17 protein-coding genes are annotated in these 24,531 nt (G+C 60.7%); 13 read left to right on the plus strand and 4 right to left on the minus strand.

Going from position 1 to position 24,531, the window contains the following annotated elements; all coding sequences use genetic code 11:
* From ACFSR7_RS10140 to ACFSR7_RS10180, 9 genes are all read left to right on the plus strand, one after another.
* Entirely contained in the window at positions 1-1,578 is a 1,578-nt protein-coding gene (locus ACFSR7_RS10140; protein ID WP_378161098.1) for a response regulator, read from the plus strand.
* Between the two features lie 239 nt (positions 1,579-1,817).
* Positions 1,818-2,747 (plus strand): ABC transporter permease, encoded by a 930-nt coding sequence (locus ACFSR7_RS10145; protein ID WP_378161100.1) that lies wholly within the window; start codon positions 1,818-1,820, stop codon positions 2,745-2,747.
* A 17-nt stretch (positions 2,748-2,764) separates the two neighbouring features.
* Positions 2,765-3,679 carry a carbohydrate ABC transporter permease gene (locus ACFSR7_RS10150; RefSeq protein WP_378161102.1) on the plus strand — a complete coding sequence of 305 codons (915 nt, stop codon included), beginning with the start codon at positions 2,765-2,767 and terminating at the stop codon, positions 3,677-3,679.
* Positions 3,680-3,762: 83 nt separating this feature from the next.
* The gene (locus ACFSR7_RS10155; RefSeq protein ID WP_378161104.1) at positions 3,763-5,325 is read left to right on the plus strand and encodes an ABC transporter substrate-binding protein; all 1,563 of its coding nucleotides are present in this window, start codon (positions 3,763-3,765) and stop codon (positions 5,323-5,325) included.
* A 72-nt stretch (positions 5,326-5,397) separates the two neighbouring features.
* Positions 5,398-6,780, plus strand: a complete 1,383-nt coding sequence (locus tag ACFSR7_RS10160; protein ID WP_378161106.1) for an alpha-L-fucosidase — start codon at positions 5,398-5,400, stop codon at positions 6,778-6,780.
* Between the two features lie 185 nt (positions 6,781-6,965).
* Complete coding sequence (locus ACFSR7_RS10165) at positions 6,966-10,778, plus strand: discoidin domain-containing protein (protein WP_378161108.1); 3,813 nt, start codon at positions 6,966-6,968, stop codon at positions 10,776-10,778.
* 299 nt (positions 10,779-11,077) lie between these two features.
* Positions 11,078-11,452: a hypothetical protein gene (locus ACFSR7_RS10170; RefSeq protein WP_378161110.1), complete on the plus strand. Its 375-nt coding sequence runs from the start codon at positions 11,078-11,080 to the stop codon at positions 11,450-11,452.
* Positions 11,452-11,832 carry a CidA/LrgA family protein gene (locus ACFSR7_RS10175; RefSeq protein ID WP_378161111.1) on the plus strand — a complete coding sequence of 127 codons (381 nt, stop codon included), beginning with the start codon at positions 11,452-11,454 and terminating at the stop codon, positions 11,830-11,832. Before ACFSR7_RS10170 ends, ACFSR7_RS10175 begins: the two co-directional genes overlap by 1 nt.
* Positions 11,829-12,521: an LrgB family protein gene (locus ACFSR7_RS10180; protein ID WP_378161113.1), complete on the plus strand. Its 693-nt coding sequence runs from the start codon at positions 11,829-11,831 to the stop codon at positions 12,519-12,521. The genes ACFSR7_RS10175 and ACFSR7_RS10180 overlap by 4 nt, the downstream gene beginning before the upstream one ends.
* 63 nt (positions 12,522-12,584) lie before the next feature.
* Here ACFSR7_RS10180 and ACFSR7_RS10185 read toward each other — a convergent pair whose 3' ends face one another.
* Both ACFSR7_RS10185 and ACFSR7_RS10190 read right to left on the minus strand, forming a co-directional pair.
* Complete coding sequence (locus ACFSR7_RS10185) at positions 12,585-14,399, minus strand: cache domain-containing sensor histidine kinase (RefSeq protein WP_378161116.1); 1,815 nt, start codon at positions 14,397-14,399, stop codon at positions 12,585-12,587.
* On the minus strand, positions 14,396-15,826 hold the full coding sequence (locus ACFSR7_RS10190) for a response regulator transcription factor (RefSeq protein ID WP_378161118.1): 1,431 nt from the start codon (positions 15,824-15,826) through the stop codon (positions 14,396-14,398). Before ACFSR7_RS10190 ends, ACFSR7_RS10185 begins: the two co-directional genes overlap by 4 nt.
* A gap of 250 nt (positions 15,827-16,076) precedes the next feature.
* Here ACFSR7_RS10190 and ACFSR7_RS10195 point away from each other — a divergent pair, with 250 nt between their 5' ends.
* The 4 genes from ACFSR7_RS10195 to ACFSR7_RS10210 all read left to right on the plus strand — a co-directional run bounded on the left by ACFSR7_RS10195 (position 16,077) and on the right by ACFSR7_RS10210 (position 21,854).
* Complete coding sequence (locus ACFSR7_RS10195; protein WP_378161120.1) at positions 16,077-17,018, plus strand: ABC transporter permease; 942 nt, start codon at positions 16,077-16,079, stop codon at positions 17,016-17,018.
* Positions 17,019-17,043: 25 nt separating this feature from the next.
* Complete coding sequence (locus ACFSR7_RS10200) at positions 17,044-17,943, plus strand: carbohydrate ABC transporter permease (RefSeq protein ID WP_282906879.1); 900 nt, start codon at positions 17,044-17,046, stop codon at positions 17,941-17,943.
* An 83-nt stretch (positions 17,944-18,026) separates the two neighbouring features.
* Positions 18,027-19,670, plus strand: a complete 1,644-nt coding sequence (locus tag ACFSR7_RS10205) for an extracellular solute-binding protein (protein WP_378161123.1) — start codon at positions 18,027-18,029, stop codon at positions 19,668-19,670.
* Between the two features lie 156 nt (positions 19,671-19,826).
* Positions 19,827-21,854, plus strand: a complete 2,028-nt coding sequence (locus tag ACFSR7_RS10210) for a hypothetical protein (RefSeq protein ID WP_378161125.1) — start codon at positions 19,827-19,829, stop codon at positions 21,852-21,854.
* Positions 21,855-22,037: 183 nt separating this feature from the next.
* Here ACFSR7_RS10210 and ACFSR7_RS10215 read toward each other — a convergent pair whose 3' ends face one another.
* Positions 22,038-23,492 (minus strand): sulfatase family protein, encoded by a 1,455-nt coding sequence (locus ACFSR7_RS10215; protein WP_378161127.1) that lies wholly within the window; start codon positions 23,490-23,492, stop codon positions 22,038-22,040.
* A gap of 13 nt (positions 23,493-23,505) precedes the next feature.
* Entirely contained in the window at positions 23,506-24,507 is a 1,002-nt protein-coding gene (locus ACFSR7_RS10220) for a formylglycine-generating enzyme family protein (RefSeq protein WP_378161129.1), read from the minus strand.
* Between the last annotated feature and the right edge of the window lie 24 nt (positions 24,508-24,531).

Consider the following 24,531-nt stretch of genomic DNA (forward strand, 5'->3'; position numbering starts at 1 on the left):
ATGTACAAGGTCATGATCGTCGACGACGAGCCCTTGATTCTGAAGGGCATGCATTCGATTCTCGATTGGGGACGGCACGGGCTTCGGATCGAGGCCCAAGCCGCAAGTGGAGAGGAGGCGGCCGAGCGGTTCCTGGCGCATCCGGTCGATATCGTCATCACCGATATCCGCATGCCGGGCATCAGCGGCCTGAAGCTGATCGAGACGCTCCGCTCCGTCGATCCGAGCGTCAAGTTCATCGTGCTGAGCGGCTATGACGACTTCGGCTACGTGAAGGAGGGGATCAAGTTCGGCATCGAGAACTACCTGCTGAAGCCCATCGACGTCAAAGAATTGAGCGCGACGGTCGAGGGCGCCGTCCGGAAGCTGGAGCAGGAAGGGATCCGCAGGAGCCGGTCCGTGGAGGAGAAGCAAATCCTGCGCAACAACGTGCTGCTTCGCTGGATGAACCGGACGATGCCAAGGTCGGAGCTGAAGCACCGGGCCGAGATTGCGGAGATCCCGCTCAATCATCTCTCTTATGCCGTCGTGACGGGCTGTCTATTCGGAGGCGAGCCGACGGGCGAAGCGTATTCTGCGGACATTCGAGGCGAGCTGATCTCCGGGATACTCGAGGTCGTCAGGTCGCTGTCGGCCGAATGGCTTCCGGACTGCCTGACGATGGAGCTCGTCGACCCCGACGGCGATATCGTGCTGCTCCTGTCCGATCCGGCCGGTCCGCTGGACCGTGCCGTTATCCAGCGCGGGCTGGAGAAGATTCATCGGCGCATCCGGGAGCAATGGCGCGCCGAGCTCCTGTTTTCGATCGGGACGACCGCGAACGGGTACGCCGATGTTCCCGAGAGCTACCGCCGCGCCAAGGAACAGCAGGGCCGTACGCCGCTCGCCGGCAGCCGTTTCGTCGTGGACGGCGAGCAGCTGCCGCCCCGCGCCCAGGGCATCGCGAATTTCCACGATCGTCTCGGCTTCGCGGACCTGTTGAACAAACGGGATCTCTCGCGCTTGAACCTATGGATCGACGACGAATTCGGCAGGTTGAAGGCGCACGCCAACGCCTCCCTGGCCGATGCGCAAGAGGTCGCCCTGGAGCTCTTGATCCAGATCGGGAAGCTGGCGGGGCGCAGCAGCTTCATGGAGCTTTTCGCGCATTTGTTCCGGCTGCGGAGCGTCGACCGGATCCGAATGTACGTCCGGGAGTTCGCATCCGAGACGCTGGCGTCTCTGACGCGCGCCGAGGAAGATCGCAGCCCCGTGATCCGCAAGGTCATGCTGGATATTCACGACCGCTACGCGTCGGAGCTGTCGCTGAAGACGCTCGGCCAGGCGTATAACGTCCATCCGGTCTACCTCGGACAGCTTTTTAAGAAAGAGATCGGCGTCGGCTTCACCGACTATGTCACCGGCTACCGCATTCAAATCGCCAAGGAGATGCTTGTCCATACCGATCTGAAGGCAAGCGAGATCGCGGCGAAGGTCGGCTGCCTGGATCCGAACTACTTTTACAAGCTGTTCGCCAAGTTTACCGGCTCTTCGCCTACGGATTACCGCAACCTGATCAAGGGAACGGCGGAGGGCTGAGCTTGCCGTACCCGCGCCGTATGGCGCGAGGCCGGCAATCGACGGCAGTCCGGGATGGAGGCCCGCGACGGCGGCCCGTACGGGCCGCCGTCTTTTATTCCCCCAAGTATATTGAGTTCCGACGGTTCACCTTGCTTTATTCCTCTTTCTGCAAGCGGGCGGAGCATGGATACTAGAAGTATCCTGAAAACGCTTCACGGCAACAAGCCCAAGCTTAGAATGGAAACGGGGAATCGCGCATGCGTACGAAATGGAAGCGACTGAAAAGAAATAAAATGTTTCTGCTCATGGTACTGCCGGCCACGCTCTGGTTTGTCTTGTTGAAGTATTTGCCCATCGTCGGCAACCTGATCGCGTTCCAACAGTTCGCCTACGACAGCAAGGGACTTTTCCACGGCATCTGGAAGGCGAAGTGGGTCGGATTCGACAATTTCAAATTTTTGTTCCAGACGAGCGATGCCTATCTCATCACGAGAAATACGCTGCTGTACAACTTCGCGTTCATCGCGCTGGGACTGATTCTCCCCGTCGCCCTGGCCGTCATCTTGAGCAGCCTGAACAACAAACGGACCTCGAAGCTCTATCAGACCGGCATGATGCTGCCTCACTTCCTGTCCTGGGTCGTCGTCGGTTATTTCGCCTTTGCCTTCCTCAGCATGGACAAGGGCTTCGCGAACAACGTCCTCTCAAGCTTAGGCCTCGAACCCAAGATGTGGTACACCGAGCCGGCTTACTGGCCTTTCTTCTTAATCCTGGCCCAAGTCTGGAAGTCGATCGGCTACTCCAGCGTCATCTATATCGCGGCCATCTCCGGCATCGACAAAACCTATTACGAAGCGGCCGTCATCGACGGCGCGAGCAAATGGCAGCAGATCCGCAACGTCACTGTCCCGCATCTGAAGCCGCTGATGATCATCCTCACCATCCTGGCGATCGGGCAGATTTTCCGCTCGGACTTCGGCTTGTTCTATCAAGTGCCGCGCGAGTCGGGCGTCCTGTTCCCGGTGACCAACGTCATCGATACGTACGTCTTCAGGAGCATGAGAGAGATGGGCGTGTTCAGCATGAGCGCAGCTGCCGGACTGTATCAGTCGGTCGTCGGTTGCATGCTGGTTCTGTCGGCGAATCTGGTCGTTCGTCGGATCAGCAGAGACGACGCCTTGTTCTAAACGAAGGGAGCATAAGCATGAAGTCAAAGTCCTACGCCAACATCGACGGATTCACCCGGGGCTGGAATATCGCCTGGAACGTCCTTGCCGCGATCGTCGCGGCCGCCTGCATCCTGCCTTTCTTGTTCACGGTCGTCATCTCCTTCACGGACGAACAGTCGCTGGCGCTGCACGGTTACAGCCTCTGGCCCGAGCGTCTGAGCTTGTCCGCTTACAAATATCTGTTCGAAGATTCCGGACAGATGCTGAATGCCTATCTGGTGACGATCGGCGTGACGGCGATCGGCGTGCTCTTAAGTCTCGTCTTCATCCTGCCGTACGCCTACGCGCTCGCAAGACCCGAGTTTGAATACCGTCGCTTCTTTACGCTCCTCGCCTTCCTGACGATGCTGTTCGACGCGGGCCTCGTGCCCTTCTACATGGTCGTGGCGCAGGTGCTGCACCTCAAGGACACAATCTGGGCGCTTATCCTCCCGCTCTGCGTGAACGCCTTCTATATTATCGTGATGCGAACCTTTTACCGGACGACCGTGTCCGAGGGAATGATCGAAGCCGCGAAAATCGACGGCGCCGGAGACTTCTCCATCTTCGTCCGGATGGTGCTGCCGATCTCGCTGCCCGGCATCGCGACGATCGGATTGTTCAGCGCGCTGGCTTACTGGAACGACTGGTTCAACGCGATGCTGTTCATCGACAAGCCGGCGTTGACGCCGCTTCAATATATGCTGTCGAGAATCCAGAACAACCTGCAGTACCTGCTCGAAAATACCGATTCGCTGTCCGCTTCCAATGCGACGCTGCTCGCCGATCTGCCCCAGGAGACGATCCGGATGGCGATGGTCGTCGTCGCGACGCTGCCGATCGTGCTGGCTTATCCGTTTTTCCAGCGCTTCTTTATCCAGGGCCTGACGGTCGGCTCGATCAAAGGCTAGATAGGTATTTAACGGGCCGTCACTGCAGGGCGGCGCGCTTAAATAAATCAACGAACGACAATGAACATACAGGAGGTCAAGCTATGTTTTACGCACGTCAAAAGAAGGGGATCGGGTACACGCTTGCGCTGTCCCTCGTTTTAACGGGGGCGCTAAGCGCCTGCGGCAACGGCAACGGCGACGACAAGACGTCTTCGCCGAGCGGGAGTGCATCCGGCACCGCTGCGGCCAGCCCGTCGCAGACCGCGACGGCAAGCGGCGGCGCGGCGCCTTCAGAGAGCGCGCTGGATCCCTACGAGCTGACGCTGTATTTCTTCGGCGATCCGCAGAAGGATACGGAGCTCATCGAGAAGGAAGTAGATAAGTATATCGGTCCCAAGATCAACGCCACGGTCAAGATCAACTTCATCCCGTGGGCCGAGGCCGAGCAGAAGGTGCCGGTATTGCTGGCTTCGGGTCAGAAAATAGACGTACTGTTCACGCAGGCCAAGCATATGATCCCGCTCGCCTCCAAGGGCGCGCTGACGCCGGTTAACGATCTGCTGGAGAAGTACGGGCAGGATGCGCTCGGCTCCATGTACGGCAAGTTCCTCGATCTGTCCAAGGTCGGCGGCAAAAATTATGCGGTCCAAAATCCGAAGGAGATCGCGTCTGAGTGGGTACTGCGCTTCAACAAGCCGCTCGCGGACAAGAACGGGATCGACTTGTCTGGCGTCAAGTCAATCGCCGACGCAGAGCCGGTCCTTAAGCAACTGAAGGAAAAGGATCCGACCATCTACCCGATCGAACCGAGCCAGCAGGCGTTGTGGTATGTGCCCTTCGACTACGTCATGAACGAGAACATCCCGTTCGGCATGATCTACGATCCTGCCGCCACGGACGGCAAGATCGTGAACATGTGGGAGACCTCGCAGGCCAAGCAGGCGCTTGCGACCGTCCGGGCGTACTACAAGGCCGGCTATGTCCGTCCGGACGCAGCCACCTACAAGCGGCCGGACAACGAAGAGCAGGCGGGCAAGTGGCTGACCGGCATCGCCGGCGGCATCCCGACGGCCGACGTCATCTGGTCGAATCGCGCGGGCTTCGACGTCACCTACGCGCCGATCGAAAAGCCGATCGTCACCACCAGCTCCGTCATGGGTTCGATGCTGACAATCCCGACCACCTCCAAAAACCCGGAGCGGGCCATGATGTTCATCAATTTGCTGCATGCCGACAAGTACCTTCACAATCTGTTCGTCTACGGCATCGAGGGCGTGCACTATGAAAAGGTTTCCGACAACGTCGTCAAGGATCTGCCCGCGCGCAAGGAGCGTTGGAATACCGGCTGGTTCCAATTCGGCAACGGCTTCCTCACCTATCTGACCGAGGCGGATCCGGCGGACAAGTGGGATCAGTTCAAGGCGTTCAACGAGCAGGCGCAGGTATCGCCGCTGGTCGGCTTCGTCTTCGACCCGACGCCGGTGCAAGCCGAGATCGCCAATATCCAGAACGTGACGGCGGCGATCAAGCTGCCGCTGATCACGGGCTCCGTCGATCCCGACAAGTTCCTGCCCAGCGCGATCGAGAAGCTGAAGGACGCCGGCTCCGACAAGGTCATCGCCGAAATGCAAAAGCAGTACGACGCTTGGAAGGCAGCGCAATAATTCGCTTATAAGTTCAAGTCCGCGGCATCCTCCCGTCTGGGGGGGATGCCGTTCTACAGGAGGAGAAGCAGCATGACGGGCACCAAAAAAGACGCAACGAACAACGGGATTCACGACTATACCGCCGAAGGGTACGTGCAGCCGGACAGGCCCGAGGTGCTCGAGTCGCTGGAGCGATTTGGCGACCGCAAGCTCGGCCTGATGATGCACTGGTCGTCCGCCTGCCAGCTCGGCATTTACGAGTCCTGGTGCATGAGCGAAGACAGCGCGGCCTGGTCGAAGCAGGACGTCGACTGGACCGACGACATGGACGAGTTCCGTCGGCAGTACCGCGGCCTGCGGACGACGTTCAATCCGATCCGTTTTCAGCCGGACGCCTGGGCCGATCTCGCCAAGGAATGCGGCTTCGAATATTTGCTGTTCACGACCAAGCATCACGACGGCTTCTGCATGTGGGATACGCAGACGACCGACTACAAGATCACGAGTCCGAACACCCCGTTTCACGCGCACAAGCACGCAGACATCGTCCGGCATCTGTTCGACGCGTTCCGCGAGCGGGGCATCGCCGTGCACGCCTACTTTTCAAAGCCGGATTGGAGCAGTCCGGATTACTGGTCGCCCGCTTTCGCCTGGCCGGACGGCCGCACGGACCGCAACGTCAACTACGACGTGAGCGAACATCCCGAGCGGTGGGAGCGGTTCGTCCGGTTCACGCACGCGCAGATCAGGGAGCTCTTGACGCATTACGGCCGGATCGAGGCGCTCTGGCTGGACGGCGGCTGGGTACGCCCCGACAACAAAGGGCAGGACGTGCGGATCGGCGAGATCGTGGAAGAAATCCGGGCGACGACGCAGCCGCACCTGCTCGCGGTCGACCGCACCGTCGGCGGTGCGTACGAGAACTTTATCACGCCCGAGCAGACGGTGCCGGACGAGCCGATCCTTGTCCCGTGGGAGAGCTGCGTAACGGTGGGCAAGCGCTTCTCGTTTAATTTCGACGATACGTTCAAGTCGCCGAGACAGTTGGTACACCTTTTGGTCGGCATCATCGCCAAAGGCGGCAATCTGGCGCTCAACATCGCGCCGCAGCCGGACGGCAGGCTGCCGGGCGGCGGCATCGAAGCGCTTCGGGGGCTGGGCTCGTTCGTAAGGCGATACGGCGAAGCCATCTACGGCACGCGCGCATGCGCCCCGTATCTAAGCGGCAATATGGCCTTTACGCGTAAGGGCGATACGGTCTACGCCTTCTACCTGTATGCGGACGAAACGGTGGAGCCGCTAAGCGAATTCGAACTGCCCGACACCTTCACGGTCATCAGGTCGGTCAGCCTCCTGGGCGGCGAAGGCGAGGCGGAACTCGTGACGGAGACGGGCCGGCCGCCCTTCATCAAGCTGCGGTCCCGGATGGCCGGTGCAGCGCCTTATGCGCATGTCTTCCGGCTTGAACGGTAAGGATGCCGCTTCGCTTCCCCCTTCCCTGGCCGGCGGGCCGGGGAAGGAGGGAGCGAAGCAGGGGATCGTCCTCAATAATCGTTCATGTAAGCGTATTCCTCAATCGGAGAGGAGGGGATTCAAGGCGTCTAGACGGGCGCGACCGGACGGCAAGCGGCAAGGAATCGAACGAAGGAGGGAATCGGATGTTGAAACGGAACGATGAATGGCGGGATGACGGACGGCCGGATTCCGGTCGCGGGGATAGGGGACAGGGGGGCGGATGCGGAGCGCGCCTCAGGCCAAAAAGCAGTATGCTGGTCGCGCTGCTCGCCGCCGCGCTGGCGATGCCGGCTATCTCGTATCAGGCTTCGACGGCGGAGGCGGCGGCATTCCCGACCGGGCAGGCCGGCGGCTGGAAGTTCGACGAAATCCGCAGCAACGTCACGCCGGACGCGGTGGACGGCGCGCACGGCACGCTGTACGGGACAACCAAGCCGGCGCTCGCGACGGGGCTCATGGGGCAGGCGCTGTCCTTCGCCGGAGACAATACGGCGTACGTCGGCATTCCGTACAAGCTGAACCCGGCGGCCTCCAGCTTTACCTTGTCCGCTTGGGTGAACGCGGCCGCGTCAGGCGGAGGGTCTACGCATCTGATCTTCCAGCAGGAGGGGTCGACGGGGCGCAATTGGATCGGGCTGGACGGCACGGGCAAATTCTACTCGTATCTGGGAGGCGTGACGACGACAGGGACGACCGTCGCTTCGACGGGAATCTGGTATCACGTCGCGGTGACGTACGATTCCGCATCCCAGTCGCTTAAGCTCTTCGTCAACGGCGCGCAGGAATCGGCGCGCACGGTGGTGGCCGAAGCCGCAACAGGCGCTTATCGGGTCGGACTGTCCAAGGATAACACCGCTGCCTGGAACGGCAGAATCGACGATCTCAAGCTGTACGGCCGGGCGCTGTCCGCGACCGAGATCGCGAACATGGCAGCGTCCTTCGATTACCGCGGCAGGGTCAAGATTCCGCAATCCCAGCTCGCGGTCTCGGCGACGAGCCAGCAGACCGGTCACGAGATCGCCAAAGCGTTCGACGGCGACATCGCGACGTCCTGGGTCGCTTCGGGCACGACGCCGCAGACGGTCACGATCGACCTGGGCGCGGCGTATCCCCTCAGCAAGATCGATTATCTCGGCGATCCGGCCAATCTTCAGAACCATGTCGACCAATATAAGGTGTACGCGAGCACGGACGGATCGAACTACGCGCCGGTCGTCATGCAAGGGAATTTCCACTGGACGGGCTACGAGATTCGCACGATCTTAAACGACCCCAAGACGAAGATTTTCGGTTACTTCGAACCGGTGACGGCACGCTACCTCAAGATCGAGATGCTGACCGTGCACAGCGCGACATACCCGAATCCGATCGCCAGCGAGATCAACGTCTACCGCGACACCGAAACGCAGGGGTCTGCCGCCCCGGTCGCGGCTCCGGCAGCCTACGTCAACCCCCGTCTGTCGCTCGCGAGCCAGGTTCTGATCGAGAAGGGGCTCCAGATTCACACATGGATGCCTTCGGATCAATACGGGCGGGCGGTGCCGACGGCTTCCGAATTCACGGGGACGAATATGACCGGCGTGACGTACTACGATCCGCCGCTCTACAATCAGCCGCTGCAGGACCGACTGCCGGGCATCCAGTGGAATCTGGCCAAGGCGCCTTACGCCACCAACGCGGTCGGGCAGAATCCGCCGGGCAGCGGCGACTTCTTGTCGGCGGCCCAGATCGCGGACATCTCGAACGCCGTCAGCTTCTGCTTCGGCGACGAGCAGGGGTATTCCGCGGCGGAGACGGGCTATTTAAAAAACTGGTTCGAGCTGTCGCACAAGCTGTACCCGCGGGTGCTCGTCCATACGAATCAATACCAGGGCCAATGGAGCGGCGCGCAGCTGGACGAATACATGCAGGCTGCGAAGCCCGATCTGCTCACGTTCGACACGTATTATTGGGATCAAGGCGGCTCGATCAAGGATTACGAGTCGACGCTCAAGATCGTGAACGCGATCAATTATCAGCGGCAAAAGGCGCTGCTCGGAATCGATGGCACGGGGACCCGGCCGATTGCCTTCGGCCAATATCTCGGCGCCTTCAAGAACGGCGGCTCACAGGCGGGATCCGGCTGGTACGAGAGCACGGAGTCCGAGAAGTACCTGATCACCAATTTGAGTCTCGCCGGAGGCATGAAGTGGCTCGATCTGTTCCGGTTCGAGTACGATCACCAATACGCGATGTTGTTCGACGAAAATGGCTTCCCGACGCGTCACTACTACGAATACGCCGAGAACTTCCGGCAGGCGCGGAACTGGGGGCCGCATCTGGTACGGTTGAACAACGTGGACCTGCGCGTCAAGCCGGGCCAGCACTCGAGCGGCGGGGCGGCGACGGCCAATACGGCCCCGACGGGCTGGAACACCGGCACCTTCGCGGCTAACGCGGAGTACCATCTGACGGACGTGTCGGCAGTCAATGCGGGCACGCAGAACGACGGCCTGCCGGGCGACGTCGTCGTCGGCTACTTCAAGCCGCTGCCGGGATACGATACGCGCACTTTCTTCACGTCCACGGCGCCCAAATACTTCATGGTCGTTAACGGCCTGGCTGCCGGCAATGGACAGAGACCGGAAAACCAGCACGGTTCGCTCGCGGACACCCGGCAGACCGTGACACTGACCTTCGCGAATCCGACGACGCTGAAGAAGGTCAACCGGTTCACGGGAGCCATCGAAAACGTGGCGCTGACCGCGATCGGAGGCGGGCAATATACGCTCACTCTCAATCTCGGCGGGGGAGAGGGCGAGTTGTTCTATTGGGACGAAAACAAGTCCGCGTCATCGATGAACGCCGATCTGATGACGCTGGGCGTGGAGGGGAGCGCGCTGTCGCCGGCCTTCGCGGCCTCGACGACAAATTACGGCGTATCCGTGAGCGGCAGCTCCGCGAGCGCGAAGGTGACTGCCGTATCGGCCGATCCCGCCGCGACGGTGAAGGTGAACGGCCAGGCGGTCGACGCGCTCGGGGAAGCGACGGTCACTCTGCCTGCCGGCGCATCCGTCATCGCGGTAGAAGTGACCTCCGAGAGCGGGACGACCAAGACGTACCAGCTGAGCGTCGGCCGCGCGGGCGCGAATCTGGCGCTGAACAAGCCGACGACTGCGAGCGGCGCGCACTCCGCGCCTTATGCGGCGGCCAAGGCTACCGACGGAGACGCCGGCTCCCGGTGGGCGACGGCGGACGGTACGGCCAGCGCCTGGCTGGAGGTCGATCTGGGCGCGGTCACGGCGTTCAACAAGACGACGATCAGCCAATTGGGCCAGCGGATCGGCAGCTATAAGATTCAATATTACGACGGCTCCGGCTGGATCGACGCCTATTCGGGAAGCGCGCCCGCACAGGCGCAGACGGACGCGTTCCCCAAGGTCGCGGCGAGCAAGGTGCGGCTCCAGATTGCGAACGTGAACGGGACGCTCGGGCCTTCCGTCTACGAATTCGGGGTCTATCTGGACGCCGCGCTCGATCTGGACGGCAAGACGTACAAGATTCAGGTCAAGAGCAGCGGATTAAATATGGACGTTAGCGGCAACAGCCCGAACGACGGAACGGCGATCATCCAATGGACGGCGACGTCGGGCCTGAACCAGCAGTTCACCCTGACGAGTCTTGCCAACGGCTATTACAAGGTCGTCTCCAAGAGCACCGGCAAGGCACTCGCCGTAGCGGGAGCCTCGACCGCGGACAACGCCGGCATCGTGCAGCAGACGTACACGGCGGACGCGTCCTATGAGGACGAATGGAGCGTAACGGACGCCGGCTCCGGGTACAGCCGATTCATCAACCGTAAAAGCGGAAAGTCGGTCGATATGCCCGGTTCCAGCACGACGGCCGGCACGCAGTTTGTCCAGTACGCGGCAGGCGGCGGCGACAACCAGAAGCTGATGCTCGTTCAAGTCGTTTAAAGCGCGCCGATTGCCGCGAATGGAAGAGAGGCCCATCCGATAGGGATGCGGCCTCCTTTCGTTTTGTGTTCCATTTCCGCGGCAACTTCAAAAAAGGGATGACAATCATAGGAGCGATCGAAGAAAATAAATGAGGAACGACTCCAAGCGTTGGCAGACCGTCGTTAAGATTTTGGTCGCAGAGTGACATACGTGACGCAACGACGAGGACAACTGGAGGTGTTGAAGCGATAAGAACGCTCACCTTTTCGGATGAACGTCATGAACGGCAAACTGCTTGAATGGAGATGAAGGTTTTCATGAGAAAAATCAATTCGTTCGCGGAAGCGGAACGCTTCGCAGGGGAAGGGATCGAGGCGATTCTGCGCGAGTCGCTCGCATCACCGGAAGGAGCCGGCATCGTATCGGCCGGCGACGAGCCGGTGAATGAGGCGCCCATTACCGCCTACGTTCGGGAAGGCCGGGAGACATCGGCGCATTATGTACTCGACTGCCGTTCCGTCACGGGCGCGTCATACATTCTTTGCCTTCATGTGGGAAACGGGCCCTCGGTGCAGCATTTTAACGAGGACGATTGGCTGTCCTTCAGCGAAGCTTGCGAGGAGGAAGAAATCGCGCTGGATGGCAAGCCGGTGCTGGCCTATACGTTTAAAGGTTTAGTGAGGGTGCTATAATGACCGGATTCGCCATTTTGCTCGGGTTTAATTTGCTAGGCTTGCTTGCGGAGCGCGCATTGCATTTGCCGATTCCGGGCAATGTCATCGGCCTTATTCTGTTCACGGCCGCCTTGTTTCTGCGTATCGTCAAGCTGGAGTGGGTGGAACGCTCCGCCGAGCTGCTGACGCGGCATATGATGCTGTTCTTCGTGCCGTATATCGTCGGTACGATCGCCTTCCTGCCGGTGCTGCGGGAGAACGGGCTCGCGATTGTCGTCAGTCTCGTGGGCAGCACGTTGATCGTCATGCTGGTTGCCGGGAGCGTCGCCGCCCGGGTCGGCCGCAAAGCGTCGCTGGCGGCCGGATCCGAGCAGGGAGAGGCGAGCGCCGGCTTATGAACCTGCAAGAGTTTTATGAGCACCCGTTGTTCGGCGTAACGATTACCGTCGGCGCCTATGTCATTGCCCTGAAGGTGCAGGGCAGGTGGAAGTCGATCCATCCATTATTCGTCTGCTCGGGCGCGATCATCGCGCTGCTGCTCACGCTTGATATTCCCTATGACGACTACCGGGCGGGCGGCGATCTGATCACCTTTTTCCTGGGACCGGCGACCGTGGCGCTGGGCGTACCGCTTTACAAGCAGCGGCATTTCCTAAGACGTTACTTCGCCGCCATTCTCTCCGGGGTCACCTTAGGATCGGTGAGCGGCATCGCCGGCGCGGGGCTGCTCGTCTGGCTGATGGGCGGGACGCGGGAGCTCATGGCGACCATGATGCCGAAGTCCGTCTCCAGCGCGATCTCGGTGGAGATCGCCCGCCAGGCCGGCGGCATTCCGGAGCTCGCCGCCGTGCTGACGGTGCTTACCGGGCTACTCGGCAGCATGGTCGGACCTGCGCTGCTGCGCCGGCTGGGCATCTCCGGTGATATGCCGATCGCCGTCGCCATCGGTACTTCCTCGCACGGCATCGGCACCGGACGCGTGATCCGCGATTCCGAGCTGCAGGGCAGCGTCAGCGGCGTGTCCATGGCGCTGGCGGGCATCGTGACGTCGCTGCTGTTTATTCCTTTGTACGTCTGGTTTCATTAGCGAGACCGCAGACGGAAGGAGCTTGCCTTGCGCCAGCGCTGCGGCTCGCTATTCGCCAATCGCTCAAACGGCTTCATCCCCGGACCGCGCATAGTCCTCCTCAGCCCGTCTCCCTGCCAGCGTCAGCACGACCTTCGTCCCGCGCCCCGGCTCGCTCTCCAGCCGAACGCCGCAGGGCTCGCCGTATTTTAGCCACAGCCGGTTGTGCACGTTGCGGACGCCGATATGCCCGCTCGCCTCCGCGTTCCTGCTCGCAAGCGACGCTGTCATGAGCGCCAAGCGATCCGGCTCGATGCCGACGCCGTTGTCCTCGACTGCGATCTCGAGCCGTCCGTCCGCGTTTTCCGCGGCGCAGATGAGCAGGACGCCGCCTCGTCCGCGGGGCTCCAGTCCATGGCCGAGCGCGTTTTCGACGATCGGCTGGACGATCATCCGCGGCACGGGGATGTCCTGCAGCTCCGCCGGGCATAGAAGCTTGAACGTCAGCCTGCCGGGGAACCGGCCCTGGTGGATCTTGACGCAGGCTTCCGCGATTTTCAGCTCGTCCGCGAGACTCACCTCGTCCTTGCCCTTGATGCTGTACCGCAGCATCGAGCTGAGCGCCGTCGTCATCTCGAAGATGTCCCGGTTCCCTTTGACGATGGCGATGCCCTTGATCGAATCCAGCGTGTTGCTCAGAAAATGCGGATTAATCTGGCTCTGCAGATAGGCGTATTCGGCCCGCTGCTTCTCCAGATCGACCCGGTACAGCTTCGACGTCGCGTCCACCAGCTGCCCCGTCAGATCGTTGATGCGCGTCATCATCGTGTTGAATTCGCTCGAGATGACCTCGATCTCCGCGTACCCCTTCAGGTCCACTTTGTCGTGAAGTACCTCCAGATTGCCGCCCTTCAGCCGCTTCATGAACCGCATGAGCCGGGTCAGCGGCCTTAAAATATTCACCATGAGCATTGCGTAAGGGATCGAGACGACCAGCAGCGTGACGGCGAGCAGCCAATAGCTGGTCTTGCGCAGCCGCTCGAGCTCCTTCATCAGATTGTGGATCGGGACGGCCGTCACGATCTTGCCCGAGATCTCCGGCAGCGCGAACGTCTGGACGGCGTAATTTTTGCCGCCGACTTTCCGGACAACTGCTTTTCCTGTTTCCGCCGCTTGGAGCCCATCGCCCGCATCTTCGATGCCCATGGCGTCCAGCGTGCGCTCCCATTCTCCGCCGTTCGCGTAGATGACGCCCTTGTCGTCCATCATGAAAAAGTTCGTGCCGGCGAGCCGAGGATAGCCTTCGAACGCCGAATGAATGGACTGAACGTCGAGGACGACCAGAATGTAGCCGATCTTCTCGCCGTAGAACTGGGTGTCGCCGGAAGCGAAGATATTCATGCCGAACAGCAGCTTGCCTTTGTCGAGCACCTTGTCCGGCGGGCTGTAGCCGCGATAGTGCACGGTGCCGTCATCGCCTGCGGTCGCCATCAGCTCCCGGATGTGCTGGGTTCTGCCCGCCAAGGACGTATACGAGCCGGAACGCCCGACCGCGACGATGTCGAGGATATCCTGGTTCGTATTTCGCACGATGCTCATCAGGCTCTCCACCTTCTGCGACAGATCGTACAGCTTGAGCTTGTCCGTCTCGAGGAGGAACTTCTGAAGGGTCGCGTCGTAGCCGAGATTCATCATAAGCCCCGACACGTTGGCGTAGTTGGCCGATACCCGCTGCTTGAGGATTGAGACGAGCTCCGTGTTGTACTCGGTGTTCTGATCGATGATCGTCGCGCTGGACTGCTGGTAGACGCGGACGATGACGAACGGAATGATGGCGACGATGAGGGCGCCGATCAGAAGCACTTGCGTGCGGATGGACAGCCGGCCGAAGGCCTTCATGACCGCTCCCGGTATTGCGTCGGCGTCATTTTACGGTATCTTTTGAAGATTCGGGTGAAATAGAAGTAGTCTTGGAATCCGCACTTTTCCCCTACTTGATAGATGGATAGATCGGTCTCCTCCAGCAGTTTGCAGGCGTATTCGATGCGTTGCCGCGAGATATGCTCCACAATCGTCTCGCCGACCTCCCGCTTGAATAGCTGGCATAAATAATTCGGGCTTAAATAGAACTGCTCCGCCAGGCTTTGAATGGAGAGCTCCTGATTGAAGCGGTTGCGAATGTAGAGGACGATCTCCTTCACCTTTTTGTGGGAGATCCGGCTTTCCGCCGTTTCGACGCCCTCGGCGAACGAGTCGAGCGTCATTGTCGTCAGGTCGTCCACCATCGCCTCCGCGGTTCCGTACCGATAATAGAGCTGCTCGTAGCCTTCGAAAAAGCGTCCGCTCGGCTTCGAGCCCTCCCGCGGGAACAGATACAGCACCGAGGTATAGAGTACGTACGCTTCCTTGATCGTGAAGGCGCCGTCGCGGAATCCCGCCTTGGCCGACTCCATAGCCGCGATAAAGCCCAGCCGGTCCTTGCGTTCGAGCATCCTGGCGATCTCCCTGAGCCGCTCCTCGATCGGACGTTCGGCGCCGGACGCGGACGCCGGGTAGATGCCGGGTCGCCCCGTGGCGAACATGCCGTAGGCTGCGAGCGAGGCAGCCTCGAGAGCCGCATCCAGCTCCGCGACGTCCGAGAGGGACGGGCCTATGCCGACGCCGAATTCGATCGGCCTTGCCGCGCCGCTTATTCCCTGGAGAAACGCCGCCTTCAGGCGTTCCTCCAATAAAAAGCCGTGCCGCCTGCTGCTCATAGGGAACGACAGGCAGGCGACGCCCGGCACGGCGGGCGGCGTATGCCGACCCTGCACCACGACCGGGACGAGTGGCGTCCCGGCCGATACCGGCATGCCGCTCTTATCCAAGAGCCGGCTGATCCGATCCAGGTCGCCCGAGCAGATGGCTTCGTAGAGCGCGTACGAATGGGAGGTCGGCGCTTTCTTTTCGCTCGATTCGAGATGCTGCGCGATCCGGGCAAGCATGCCGTGAATCTCGTCGATTTCGAAGGGCTTCAGGCAGTAGCCGAAGGTGCCGTAGTTGATCGCCTTTTGCGCGTAAGCGAACTCCGCGTGTCCGCTGAGCACGACGAACAGCGTGTCCGGGGAGACGGCTTTGCCCCGCTGGATCAGCTCCAGGCCGTTCATCGCGGGCATCTTGATGTCGGTGAAGACGAGCGTCGGGCGCAGCGCCTCGATCAGCGTGAGCGCCGCCTGTCCGTCCTCGGCGTCCCCGATCACCTCGAATCCGTACTTGGCCCAGTCCACCGCCGCTTTGATGCCCTCCACGATCCATGGTTCGTCGTCGGCGATTATCGCTGTATGCATGTCAGTCCTCCCGAATCGCTTTTTGCTCCCGTGTAGGTTCATCCTATCGGCTCCCGCCGGGCGCGGGTATGGACGATCTTACGTTCGATATGTCCGATCCTCCGAACCTGCCGCACTCTGTGCCGTTACGTATGTAAAGTCCACATCTTCGGCGTGAATCCTCTATACTCGGCCGCTTTTGCGCTCCTTATAATTTAGCATATAAAACGCTTACTTGGCGCCAAACACAACATGGAAGGCGGGGAGAGGGTTGGCCGATCCGACGACGGCCCGGGCTCCGGGGCGGAGCTTGGGCAAGACGATATTGCAGTACAAGTACTTCTATCTCATGGTGCTGCCGATCCTGGTCTGGTACGCGCTCTTCAGCTACGGACCGATGTACGGCGTGACGCTGGCGTTCAAGACCTTTAACTACGGCAAGGGCATCCTGGGCAGTCCGTGGACGGGCTTGGACAATTTCAAGACGCTGCTGACCGATCCCGAGTTCCGCACAGCCTTTTTAAACACCATCGTCATCAGCGTCATGAAGCTGGTCATTCACTTTCCCATGCCGATCGTCCTGGCGATCGTGCTGTACGAATTTTCCCGCAACAAGGCCCGGCGGTTTTTCCAGACGATCCTCACGTTTCCGCACTTCATCTCCTGGGTCGTGCTCGCTGGCATCGTCATGAACATCCTGAGCAAGGACGGCATTTACAACCAGATCGCGATGCTGTTCGGGGCCGACCCGAGCTCGCCGCTCGTGGACGAGAGGGCGTTCAGGCCGATCCTGTACATCACTCACGTCTGGCGGGAGATCGGATGGGATTCGATCATCTATCTGGCGGCGCTGGCGGGCATCAATCCCGAGCTGTTCGAGGCCGCGGAGGTGGACGGCGCCGGACGATTCCGCAGGCTGCTGAGCATTGCGTGGCCGGGCATCAAGAGCACCGTCTCCGTGCTGCTGATTCTTCACGTCGGGCAGATGCTGACGCAGGGGGCCAGCTTCGAGCAGATTTTTAACCTCTACAGCTCTCCGGTCTATTCAGTGGCGGACACGATCGACACGTACATCTACCGGACGTCCTTCACCGTCGGCGGAGACTTCGGCTATATGACCGCGGTCGGCGTCGTCAAGTCGGTCATCAGCCTCGTGCTGCTGTGGGCGGCCAATACGTTCGCCAAGCGAATGGGAGAGCAGGGGCTCTATTAACGAAGACAGCATAGGAGGATCGCCCATGAGCGCCAGCGCGGCCGCTGCGAAGAAAAAATGGAGTCCGTTCGATATCGGGGCTTTTATCGTCCTGGGGCTCCTAGCCGTCATTACTTTCTTTCCGTTCTACAACGTCCTGATCGTCTCGGTGGCCAAGTTCGAGGCGATCAGCAAGAGCGACTTCTACATTCTCCCGCTCTCGTTCGACCTGACCGCCTACAAGCTGCTGCTCGAGGATACGAAGTTCTGGACGTCGTTCCTGAACTCCGTTATCGTCACCGCCGCGGGCGTCGCGTTCAGCATGGCGATCTCCGTGGCGGGCGCGTATGCCTTGTCCAAGCGGGGCATGCCGGGGCGCAATGCGATGCTGAGCCTGATCCTGTTCACCATGTTTTTCAACGGCGGCCTGATTCCGTTCTACCTGATCGTCAAAGACCTCGGTCTCGTCAACAACCTGCTGGTCATGATCGTCCCGGCAGGACTCAATACGTTTTACCTGATCATCATGAAAAATTACTTCGGCGGCATCCCGGAGAGCCTGGAGGAATCGGCCAAGCTTGACGGGGCGAACGACCTGTACATTCTCTACAAGATCATCCTGCCGATCTCGGCGCCGTTCATGGCGACCTTCGCGCTCTTCTACGCGGTGGAGCGATGGAACGAATGGTGGTACGCGCTCATCTTCATCAGCGATGCCTCAAAGGCCCCGCTGCAGATCTACCTGCGGGAAACGCTGATTACGTCCAATTCCATGCTCAGCCTCATGGCCCAAACGCTGGCGGAGCAGCGGCAGTCCGCCAAGGTGTACGCGCCGGCGCTGCAGATGGCCGCGATCGTCGTCTCCAGCCTGCCGATCATCGCCGTCTACCCGTTTTTGCAGAAGCATTTCGACAAGGGCATCATGGTCGGCTCCATCAAAGGATAGGGACTAACAACGGACAGGGATAAGAAATTTTTTAACCATATAAAAATTTTATCCTATAATCGTCAAAGGGAGGATTCATTCACATGGTTAAAAAACTCACGGCAGTCGCTGCCGGACTGGCGCTGTCCACGGCATTGCTCGCAGGCTGCGGAGGCAACGACAACAACGGCAACAATCAGGCCGCATCCCCCGCAGCATCGGGCTCGACTGCGTCGCAAGGCGCTTCCGCGGCGGCGGACAATCCGTACAAGGATCCGATGGAGATCTCGGTCGCGTTCTGGGACGCGGACGCCGAGATCGCCAAGATCGCCAAGGATCCGATAGCGCAGGAAGTGCTCCGGAAATTCAATATAACGCTGAAGCCCGTCAACACGACGTGGGACGACTACGCGCAAAAAATCCAGATGTGGGCGGCGTCGGACCAGCTCCCGGATATTTTCGCGATCGACGCGATCGGCACCCAGTATCAGCGCAAGTGGGTCGAGCAGGGCGTCGTCAAGGCGCTGCCGGACCTGGCCAAGTACCCGAACCTCGCCGAATACTTCGAGGCGCCGGACATCAAGGGATTGAGCGTGGACGGCAAATATTACACGGTGCCGCGGAGAATGTTCCCGAGCGTCGACTGGAGCGCGCTCGACCGCGTCGTACTCTATCGCTGGGACTTGGCCCAGAAGGCCGGCATTACAAAAGAGCCCGAGACTTGGGACGAGTTCGAGGCGATGCTGGAGGCGATCACGAAGGCGGACCCGGAAGGCAAGCGCATCGGGGGCCTCACGACCACGCAGAACAAGCTGATCGGCGGCCTGTTCTGGCTGTACGGCAATCCCGTCGCCACGAGCGACGGCAGCGGCAGCGACTTCAAGTGGATCGAGGAGGACGGCAAGCTCGTGCCGGCGGTATTCTCCAAAAAGGCGCTGCCCGCACTGCAGAATATGCGGGATATGTACGATAAGGGCCTGATCGATCCGGACATCGCGCTTGCCAAGGGCTCCGATTCGTACGATAAATTCGTGTCCGGCAAGGCGGCGGCCCTGCTCAGCGGCGGCGGCTTCGTCAATTTCAACGGCGAGATCTACGAAAAGCGCTGGAAGACCGCGTATCCGGATACGGACATCACGCAGAGCGTCAAGGTGCTGAAGCCGCTCGTCGGACCCGACGGCGAGCGCGCGCATGCCGTCTTCAAGACGTACTGGTCGGAGAGCTACTTCAGCGGCAAGGTCGACGACAAGAAGATGGACCGCATCATGGCGCTGTACGACTATATCCTGTCGCCCGAAGGCAAGGACTTGCTGATATACGGCAAAGAGGGCGTGGACTACAAGGTCGAAGGCGGCAAAAAGGTCATGATCGAAACGGCCTCGCTGAACGAAAAGTATCCGGCCCGCAACTTCCTGCGGCAGCTGGTCGCCTACGAGACGTCCGACAGCTACGACATGAACAATCCGCTCATCGCGAACGAGTCGATCCGCAAGGAAGCCGTCGATTATATTGACTGGGTGCTGAAAAACACGAAGGTGCCGGACTATGACATTCGTTTGACCTATATGTCTACGCCGACGAAGGATAAGTTCTCCGTGCTCGATCAGGACGACCTGCTCAAGGTCATGCTGTCCAAGGAGCCGGTCGAGAAGGCCTGGAACGACATCCTGAAAAGCTACAAGGCGAAGGGTCTCGACAAGATGATCGAGGAAGTGAACGCAAAAGCGAAGGAAGAAGGCATTCAGTAAACAGTAATTTGGTAATCCGTAACTCCGTCTTGCATTCGCCGGGCCCGGCCGGACCCGGCATCCGTATTGAACAGCTTCCGAGGCACCGCTTGCGAGAGAGTGTCGTCCGGAAGCTGTTCGTCTCTTAGTCGCACCGAATCCAAAGGAGGAATATTCATGAAAGCGCAATATTGGATGTACGGCCTCGTCATTCTTTTTGCTTGTCTCTTCGTGAACGGAACGGCGCATGCGGACAACAAGACTTATTACGTAGATGCGGCGGCGGGCAGCGACGGCAATACGGGTCTGTCGCAGACGGCCGCCTGGAAGTCGCTGATCAAAGTAAACGCGACGACGTTCGGCCCGGGCGACAAGATTCTGTTGAAGGCCGGGGGAACTTGGACCGGAACGCTTCAGCCGCAAGGCTCGGGTGCGGCGGGAAGCCGGATCGTGCTGGACCGGTACGGCACGGGCGCGGATCCGCGGATCGACGGCCAGGGAGCGAACGCGGTCGTCCGGCTCTATAATCAGGAGTACTGGAGCATCGGCCATCTCGAGATTACCAATCAGACCGCGACGCAGGGGACGACGGCACGCAGCGGCGTGCTGGTCATCGGAGAAGACTATCAGGCCGGCACGGTCAGTGATATCGTCAACGTCGCCGTGCTTCACGACATTCACCTGCACGACTTGTATATTCACGACGTCAACGGTCTGCATACGAAGACGGTGTACGGCAGCGCGGGCATCAACGTCGTCGTCCGGGCCAGGTCCGACGGCTCTCCGAACCGCGTCACCAAGTTCGATCAGGTGCTGATCGAGAACAACAAGATCGAGCGCGTCACCCGCACCGGGATCATGGTCAACTCCGAATGGTACGACCGCGACCAGCAGGGCGGCGTCCGCAATGCGAACCGGCCCTGGACGCCTGCGACCGGGGTCGTCATACGGGGCAACGAGGTGCTGCACGTGAGCGGCGACGGCATCGTCCCGCACGTGTCGACGGGCGCGCTCGTCGAGCATAACCGCGTCGACGGCTACAACGAGGCGCAAGTCGACTATAACGCCGGCATGTGGACGTACAACGGCGATTATACGGTCTATCAGTACAACGAGGTGTCCGGCGGCAAGACGATCAAGGACGGCATGTCCTTCGATTTCGACAACGGCACCAAGGGCCTCGTCTTCCAATACAATTACAGCCACGACAACGAGGGCGGCACGGTGCTCATCTGCCAGAACGAGACGGGCGGATCGGTGACGGACGGCGTCTTCCGTTACAACATCAGCCAAAACGACAAGTATCAGATGATCACGGTGTGCAGCGGGGCCAATTACGGCAATATGCAATTTTACAACAACGTCTTCTACGTCGGCTCCGGCCTCGCGAACAATCTGCTGGTGAACCAGGGCGGCAACGGCGCCGCCTCGTTCAAGAACAATATCTTTTACAATCTCGGCACGGGCGGTTATACGAAAAAGTCGACCTGGACGTACGACAGCAACGTGTTCTACGGAAACAACGTGCCGTCTTCGACCGTCATTCCCGACGCGGGGATGCTCACGTCCAATCCGCTGTTCGTCAATCCGGGAAGCGGGACGGGAATCGATGGGCTGGGCGGCTACAAGCTGCAGGCCGCCTCGCCGGCCATCGACCGCGGCGTCGCCGTCGCGTCCAACGGAGGCAAGGACTTCTGGGGCAATGCGCTTTACGTTCAAAAGCCGGATCGCGGCGCCTTCGAGCATCCGGCGGTCGTGAACGCGGCGGCGGGCAAGACGCCGACCTCCGGCAGCTTCGTGAATAATGCCGCTTATGCGACGGACGGCGCGACCGGAGACAAAAACTTGTACGCGGGACTGGATCAGGGATTGCAATACCTGCAGCTCGACCTGGGCGCAAGCTATGCCGTGAACCGCGTGAAGCTGTGGCGCTTCTACGACAACCGGATTTATAAGGACATCATCGTGCAGATGTCGACGACGGCCGACTTCTCGTCGGGCGTGACGACGGTGTTCAACAACGACGCGAACAACAGCGCCGGCAAGGGTGCGGGCACGGACGCCGAATATGCCGAGACGGCGGCGGGCAAAGAGATCGTCTTCAATTCCGTAACGGCGCGGTACGTACGAATCTGGTCGAACGGCAGCAGCGTCAACGCGTGGAATCACTACGTGGAGACGCAAGTATTCGGCATTCTCCTCTAGGCTTGGGAATGAGAAGATCGGGTGCATGCCGCAGCGGTCGAATGAGCGGGTAACGAAACGGAAAGATGCATGATGCAAAAATAAATAAGCGGCAGTCCCGGACGCGTTTTTCTCGTCTAGGGCTGCCGCTTATTTTGTCGTGCGGACTGGATTAGAAATGCCGAGCGCGGACATCCGCTCCGTCTACCAATTCGCCTGCCGCACGGGGAGGGGGTCTTGGTCCCGGATCATGCGCTGCACGAGCAACTCCATCATCCGGCGGCGGAGCTCGCGGCTGTCCGGGTCATCGAACAGATTGCGGTTCTCGCCCGGATCTTCCTGCAGATCGTACAGCTCGCCATACGTCTCTCCGGCGAAGACGACGAGCTTGTAACGCGAAGTGCGCAGGCACTTTGCGCTTATGCCGCGGTCATGGGCGTCATAGGCCGTCATGGCCGAGTCCCGAACGCCGGCCGAGCTTCCGCGGAGCGACGCCATGAGCGATAAGCCCTGCAAGCCGGAGGCGCGTTCGAGACCGACGGCGTCCAGCAGGGTCGGCACGATGTCGACGTGCTCCATCAGCGCGGACACGCGCTGTCCGGGAACGATGCCCGGTCCGCGAACGATCATCGGAACGCGGGTCAGCCCTTCGTAAAACCAGGGCCCTTTGTACAGCAACCCGTGATCGCCGAGGAGCTCGCCGTGGTCGCTGGTGAACAGGACGAGCAGCTCCTCGTCCATGCCCTTCAGGCGCCAAGCCTCGCGGATGCGGCCGATCTGCTCGTCGACGAAGGTGATCATCGCGTAATAGTTGCGGATCAGCCGCCGCATCTGCGCTTCGGCGAGCGCGTGTTCCTCGCCTCCGCCGGGCCAATAGCCGCGCTTGCCTTTGCGCAGCAGGCGCTCTGGACGCAGTCTCAAGTCGTCCGGACCGACGGCGGGCAGCGGCATATCGACGCCCTCATACAGCTCCGCGTAGGCCTTCGGCGGATCGAACGGGTGATGCGGATCTACGAAGCTCGTCCAGAGGAACAGCGGCCGGTCAGCGTCGTGAGAGAGGATCGCCTCGATGCTCCGATCGGCCGTCCAGTACGTCTGGTGCAGCTCCGGCGGGAGCTCGCTCTCCCACACGTCGCCGTCCGCATCGGCGGAGGCATAGCGATCCCGCTCGAATCGTTCGGCGACGGCAGGCGCTTTCGTCCGAAGCCAATCCAGATATTCGCCGGTCGCGTTGTCCTCGGTCACGCGACGCTCGTCGAAGCCGAAGTAGGTGCCGTCCGACGTCCGGCCCCTGTCGCGGAAACGAGGATCCTCCGGCTCGCAGGAAAAGCCCGGCTTGCACTGCGGGCGAAAATGCATCTTTCCGATGCCGACCGTCCGATAGCCTGCCGCCTTCAGAAGGTCGGCCAGCGTGATTTCTTCTTCCTTTAACGACAACCCGATATTCCACGCGCCGTGAACGTGCGGATACCGGCCGGTGAAGATCGACGCGCGCGAGGGCGTGCATACGGGGCTCGCGCAATAGGCGCCCTCGACGACGGCGCCTTCGGCAGCCAGCGCGTCAAGCGACGGCGTGCGCACGGCCGAATTTACGACACCCAGCGCGTCCGCCCGCATCTGATCCGCGGTTATCAGCCAGATATGCGTCTTCTTTGCCATCCGATCTCCCTCCTCAGCGCGACCGCGCGACGCGGAATCCGCAGTTGCCGCCGGAGCTGTCCGGCGTGTTCGAGCTGCGCGCGGCGACGCGGTACCGGTTGCAGTAGGAGCGGTGGCAAAGGTAAGAACCGCCCCGCATGGAGCGCTTGTCCGTCGGCTGGTCGAATATCGGATTCGACGCGGCGGTAACCTTGTGGTAGGCGGGCGTGAACCAGTCCGCGCACCATTCCCACACATTGCCGGCCATATTGTAGAGGCCGTAGCCGTTGGGAGCGTATGCATCGACGGGCGCGGTGCCCGCGTAGCCGTCACTCTCGCTGTTTTTCACCGGAAACTTGCCCTGCCAGATGTTGCAGCGGTGCTCGCCGCCCTCCTTCAGCAAATCCCCCCAAGGATAAGTCTTGCGGGCGAGGCCGCCTCTGGCGGCATACTCCCACTCGGCCTCGGTCGGCAGTCGCCCGCCGGCCCAGCTGCAGTAGGCGGCGGCGTCGTGCCAGGTGACGTGGACGACCGGATGGTTCAATCGGTCCCCGATGCCGGAGTCCGGCCCTTCGGGCTTGTCCCAGCAGGCGCCGTTCACGACGTACCACCAGGGCGTCGATTGCGGCACGTTGCGCACGGTTTGCTTGACGGCTTCGGAGACGAACAGGTGGAACACGTACGACCAGCCGAAGCGCTCCGCCTCGGTGACGTACCCGGTAGATTCGACGAAATCTTTGAATTGGGCGTTGGTAACCGCATGGGCCGACAAATAAAAGTCGTCGATCCGAACGGGGCGCGGCGGGCCTTCGCCGTCCGCGGGAAATCCGTCGGCCGCGTCCGTGCCCATGACGAACTCACCGCCAGGGATCAGGATCATTTGCGCATCAAGCTCGGGTCTCTGGGGCGTCCCGCGTCCAAAACCGGCAGCGGCTTCAAGCGAGGGTGTGGCGTTGTCCACCATGTTTGCTTGAACGGACGATCTGCGTGCAGCGCAGCAAGGGCTGACTTGCTCTTCCAAATTGGTTCGCTCCATTCGACAGGGAATTAAAGAATGCCC

It is taken from the genome of Cohnella sp. GCM10020058 (assembly GCF_042683485.1).
Lineage (GTDB): Bacteria > Bacillota > Bacilli > Paenibacillales > Paenibacillaceae > Cohnella.

Coding starts and splice junctions, on each gene's coding strand:
- ACFSR7_RS10220 (WP_378161129.1), bottom strand. CDS start 24,507: ATGGAGCGAACCAATTTGGAAGAGCAAGTCAGCCCTTGCTGCGCTGCA.
- ACFSR7_RS10160 (WP_378161106.1), top strand. CDS start 5,398: ATGACGGGCACCAAAAAAGACGCAACGAACAACGGGATTCACGACTAT.
- ACFSR7_RS10180 (WP_378161113.1), top strand. CDS start 11,829: ATGAACCTGCAAGAGTTTTATGAGCACCCGTTGTTCGGCGTAACGATT.
- ACFSR7_RS10165 (WP_378161108.1), top strand. CDS start 6,966: ATGTTGAAACGGAACGATGAATGGCGGGATGACGGACGGCCGGATTCC.
- ACFSR7_RS10190 (WP_378161118.1), bottom strand. CDS start 15,826: ATGCATACAGCGATAATCGCCGACGACGAACCATGGATCGTGGAGGGC.
- ACFSR7_RS10185 (WP_378161116.1), bottom strand. CDS start 14,399: ATGAAGGCCTTCGGCCGGCTGTCCATCCGCACGCAAGTGCTTCTGATC.
- ACFSR7_RS10200 (WP_282906879.1), top strand. CDS start 17,044: ATGAGCGCCAGCGCGGCCGCTGCGAAGAAAAAATGGAGTCCGTTCGAT.
- ACFSR7_RS10205 (WP_378161123.1), top strand. CDS start 18,027: ATGGTTAAAAAACTCACGGCAGTCGCTGCCGGACTGGCGCTGTCCACG.
- ACFSR7_RS10170 (WP_378161110.1), top strand. CDS start 11,078: ATGAGAAAAATCAATTCGTTCGCGGAAGCGGAACGCTTCGCAGGGGAA.
- ACFSR7_RS10140 (WP_378161098.1), top strand. CDS start 1: ATGTACAAGGTCATGATCGTCGACGACGAGCCCTTGATTCTGAAGGGC.
- ACFSR7_RS10150 (WP_378161102.1), top strand. CDS start 2,765: ATGAAGTCAAAGTCCTACGCCAACATCGACGGATTCACCCGGGGCTGG.
- ACFSR7_RS10215 (WP_378161127.1), bottom strand. CDS start 23,492: ATGGCAAAGAAGACGCATATCTGGCTGATAACCGCGGATCAGATGCGG.
- ACFSR7_RS10155 (WP_378161104.1), top strand. CDS start 3,763: ATGTTTTACGCACGTCAAAAGAAGGGGATCGGGTACACGCTTGCGCTG.
- ACFSR7_RS10210 (WP_378161125.1), top strand. CDS start 19,827: ATGAAAGCGCAATATTGGATGTACGGCCTCGTCATTCTTTTTGCTTGT.
- ACFSR7_RS10175 (WP_378161111.1), top strand. CDS start 11,452: ATGACCGGATTCGCCATTTTGCTCGGGTTTAATTTGCTAGGCTTGCTT.
- ACFSR7_RS10145 (WP_378161100.1), top strand. CDS start 1,818: ATGCGTACGAAATGGAAGCGACTGAAAAGAAATAAAATGTTTCTGCTC.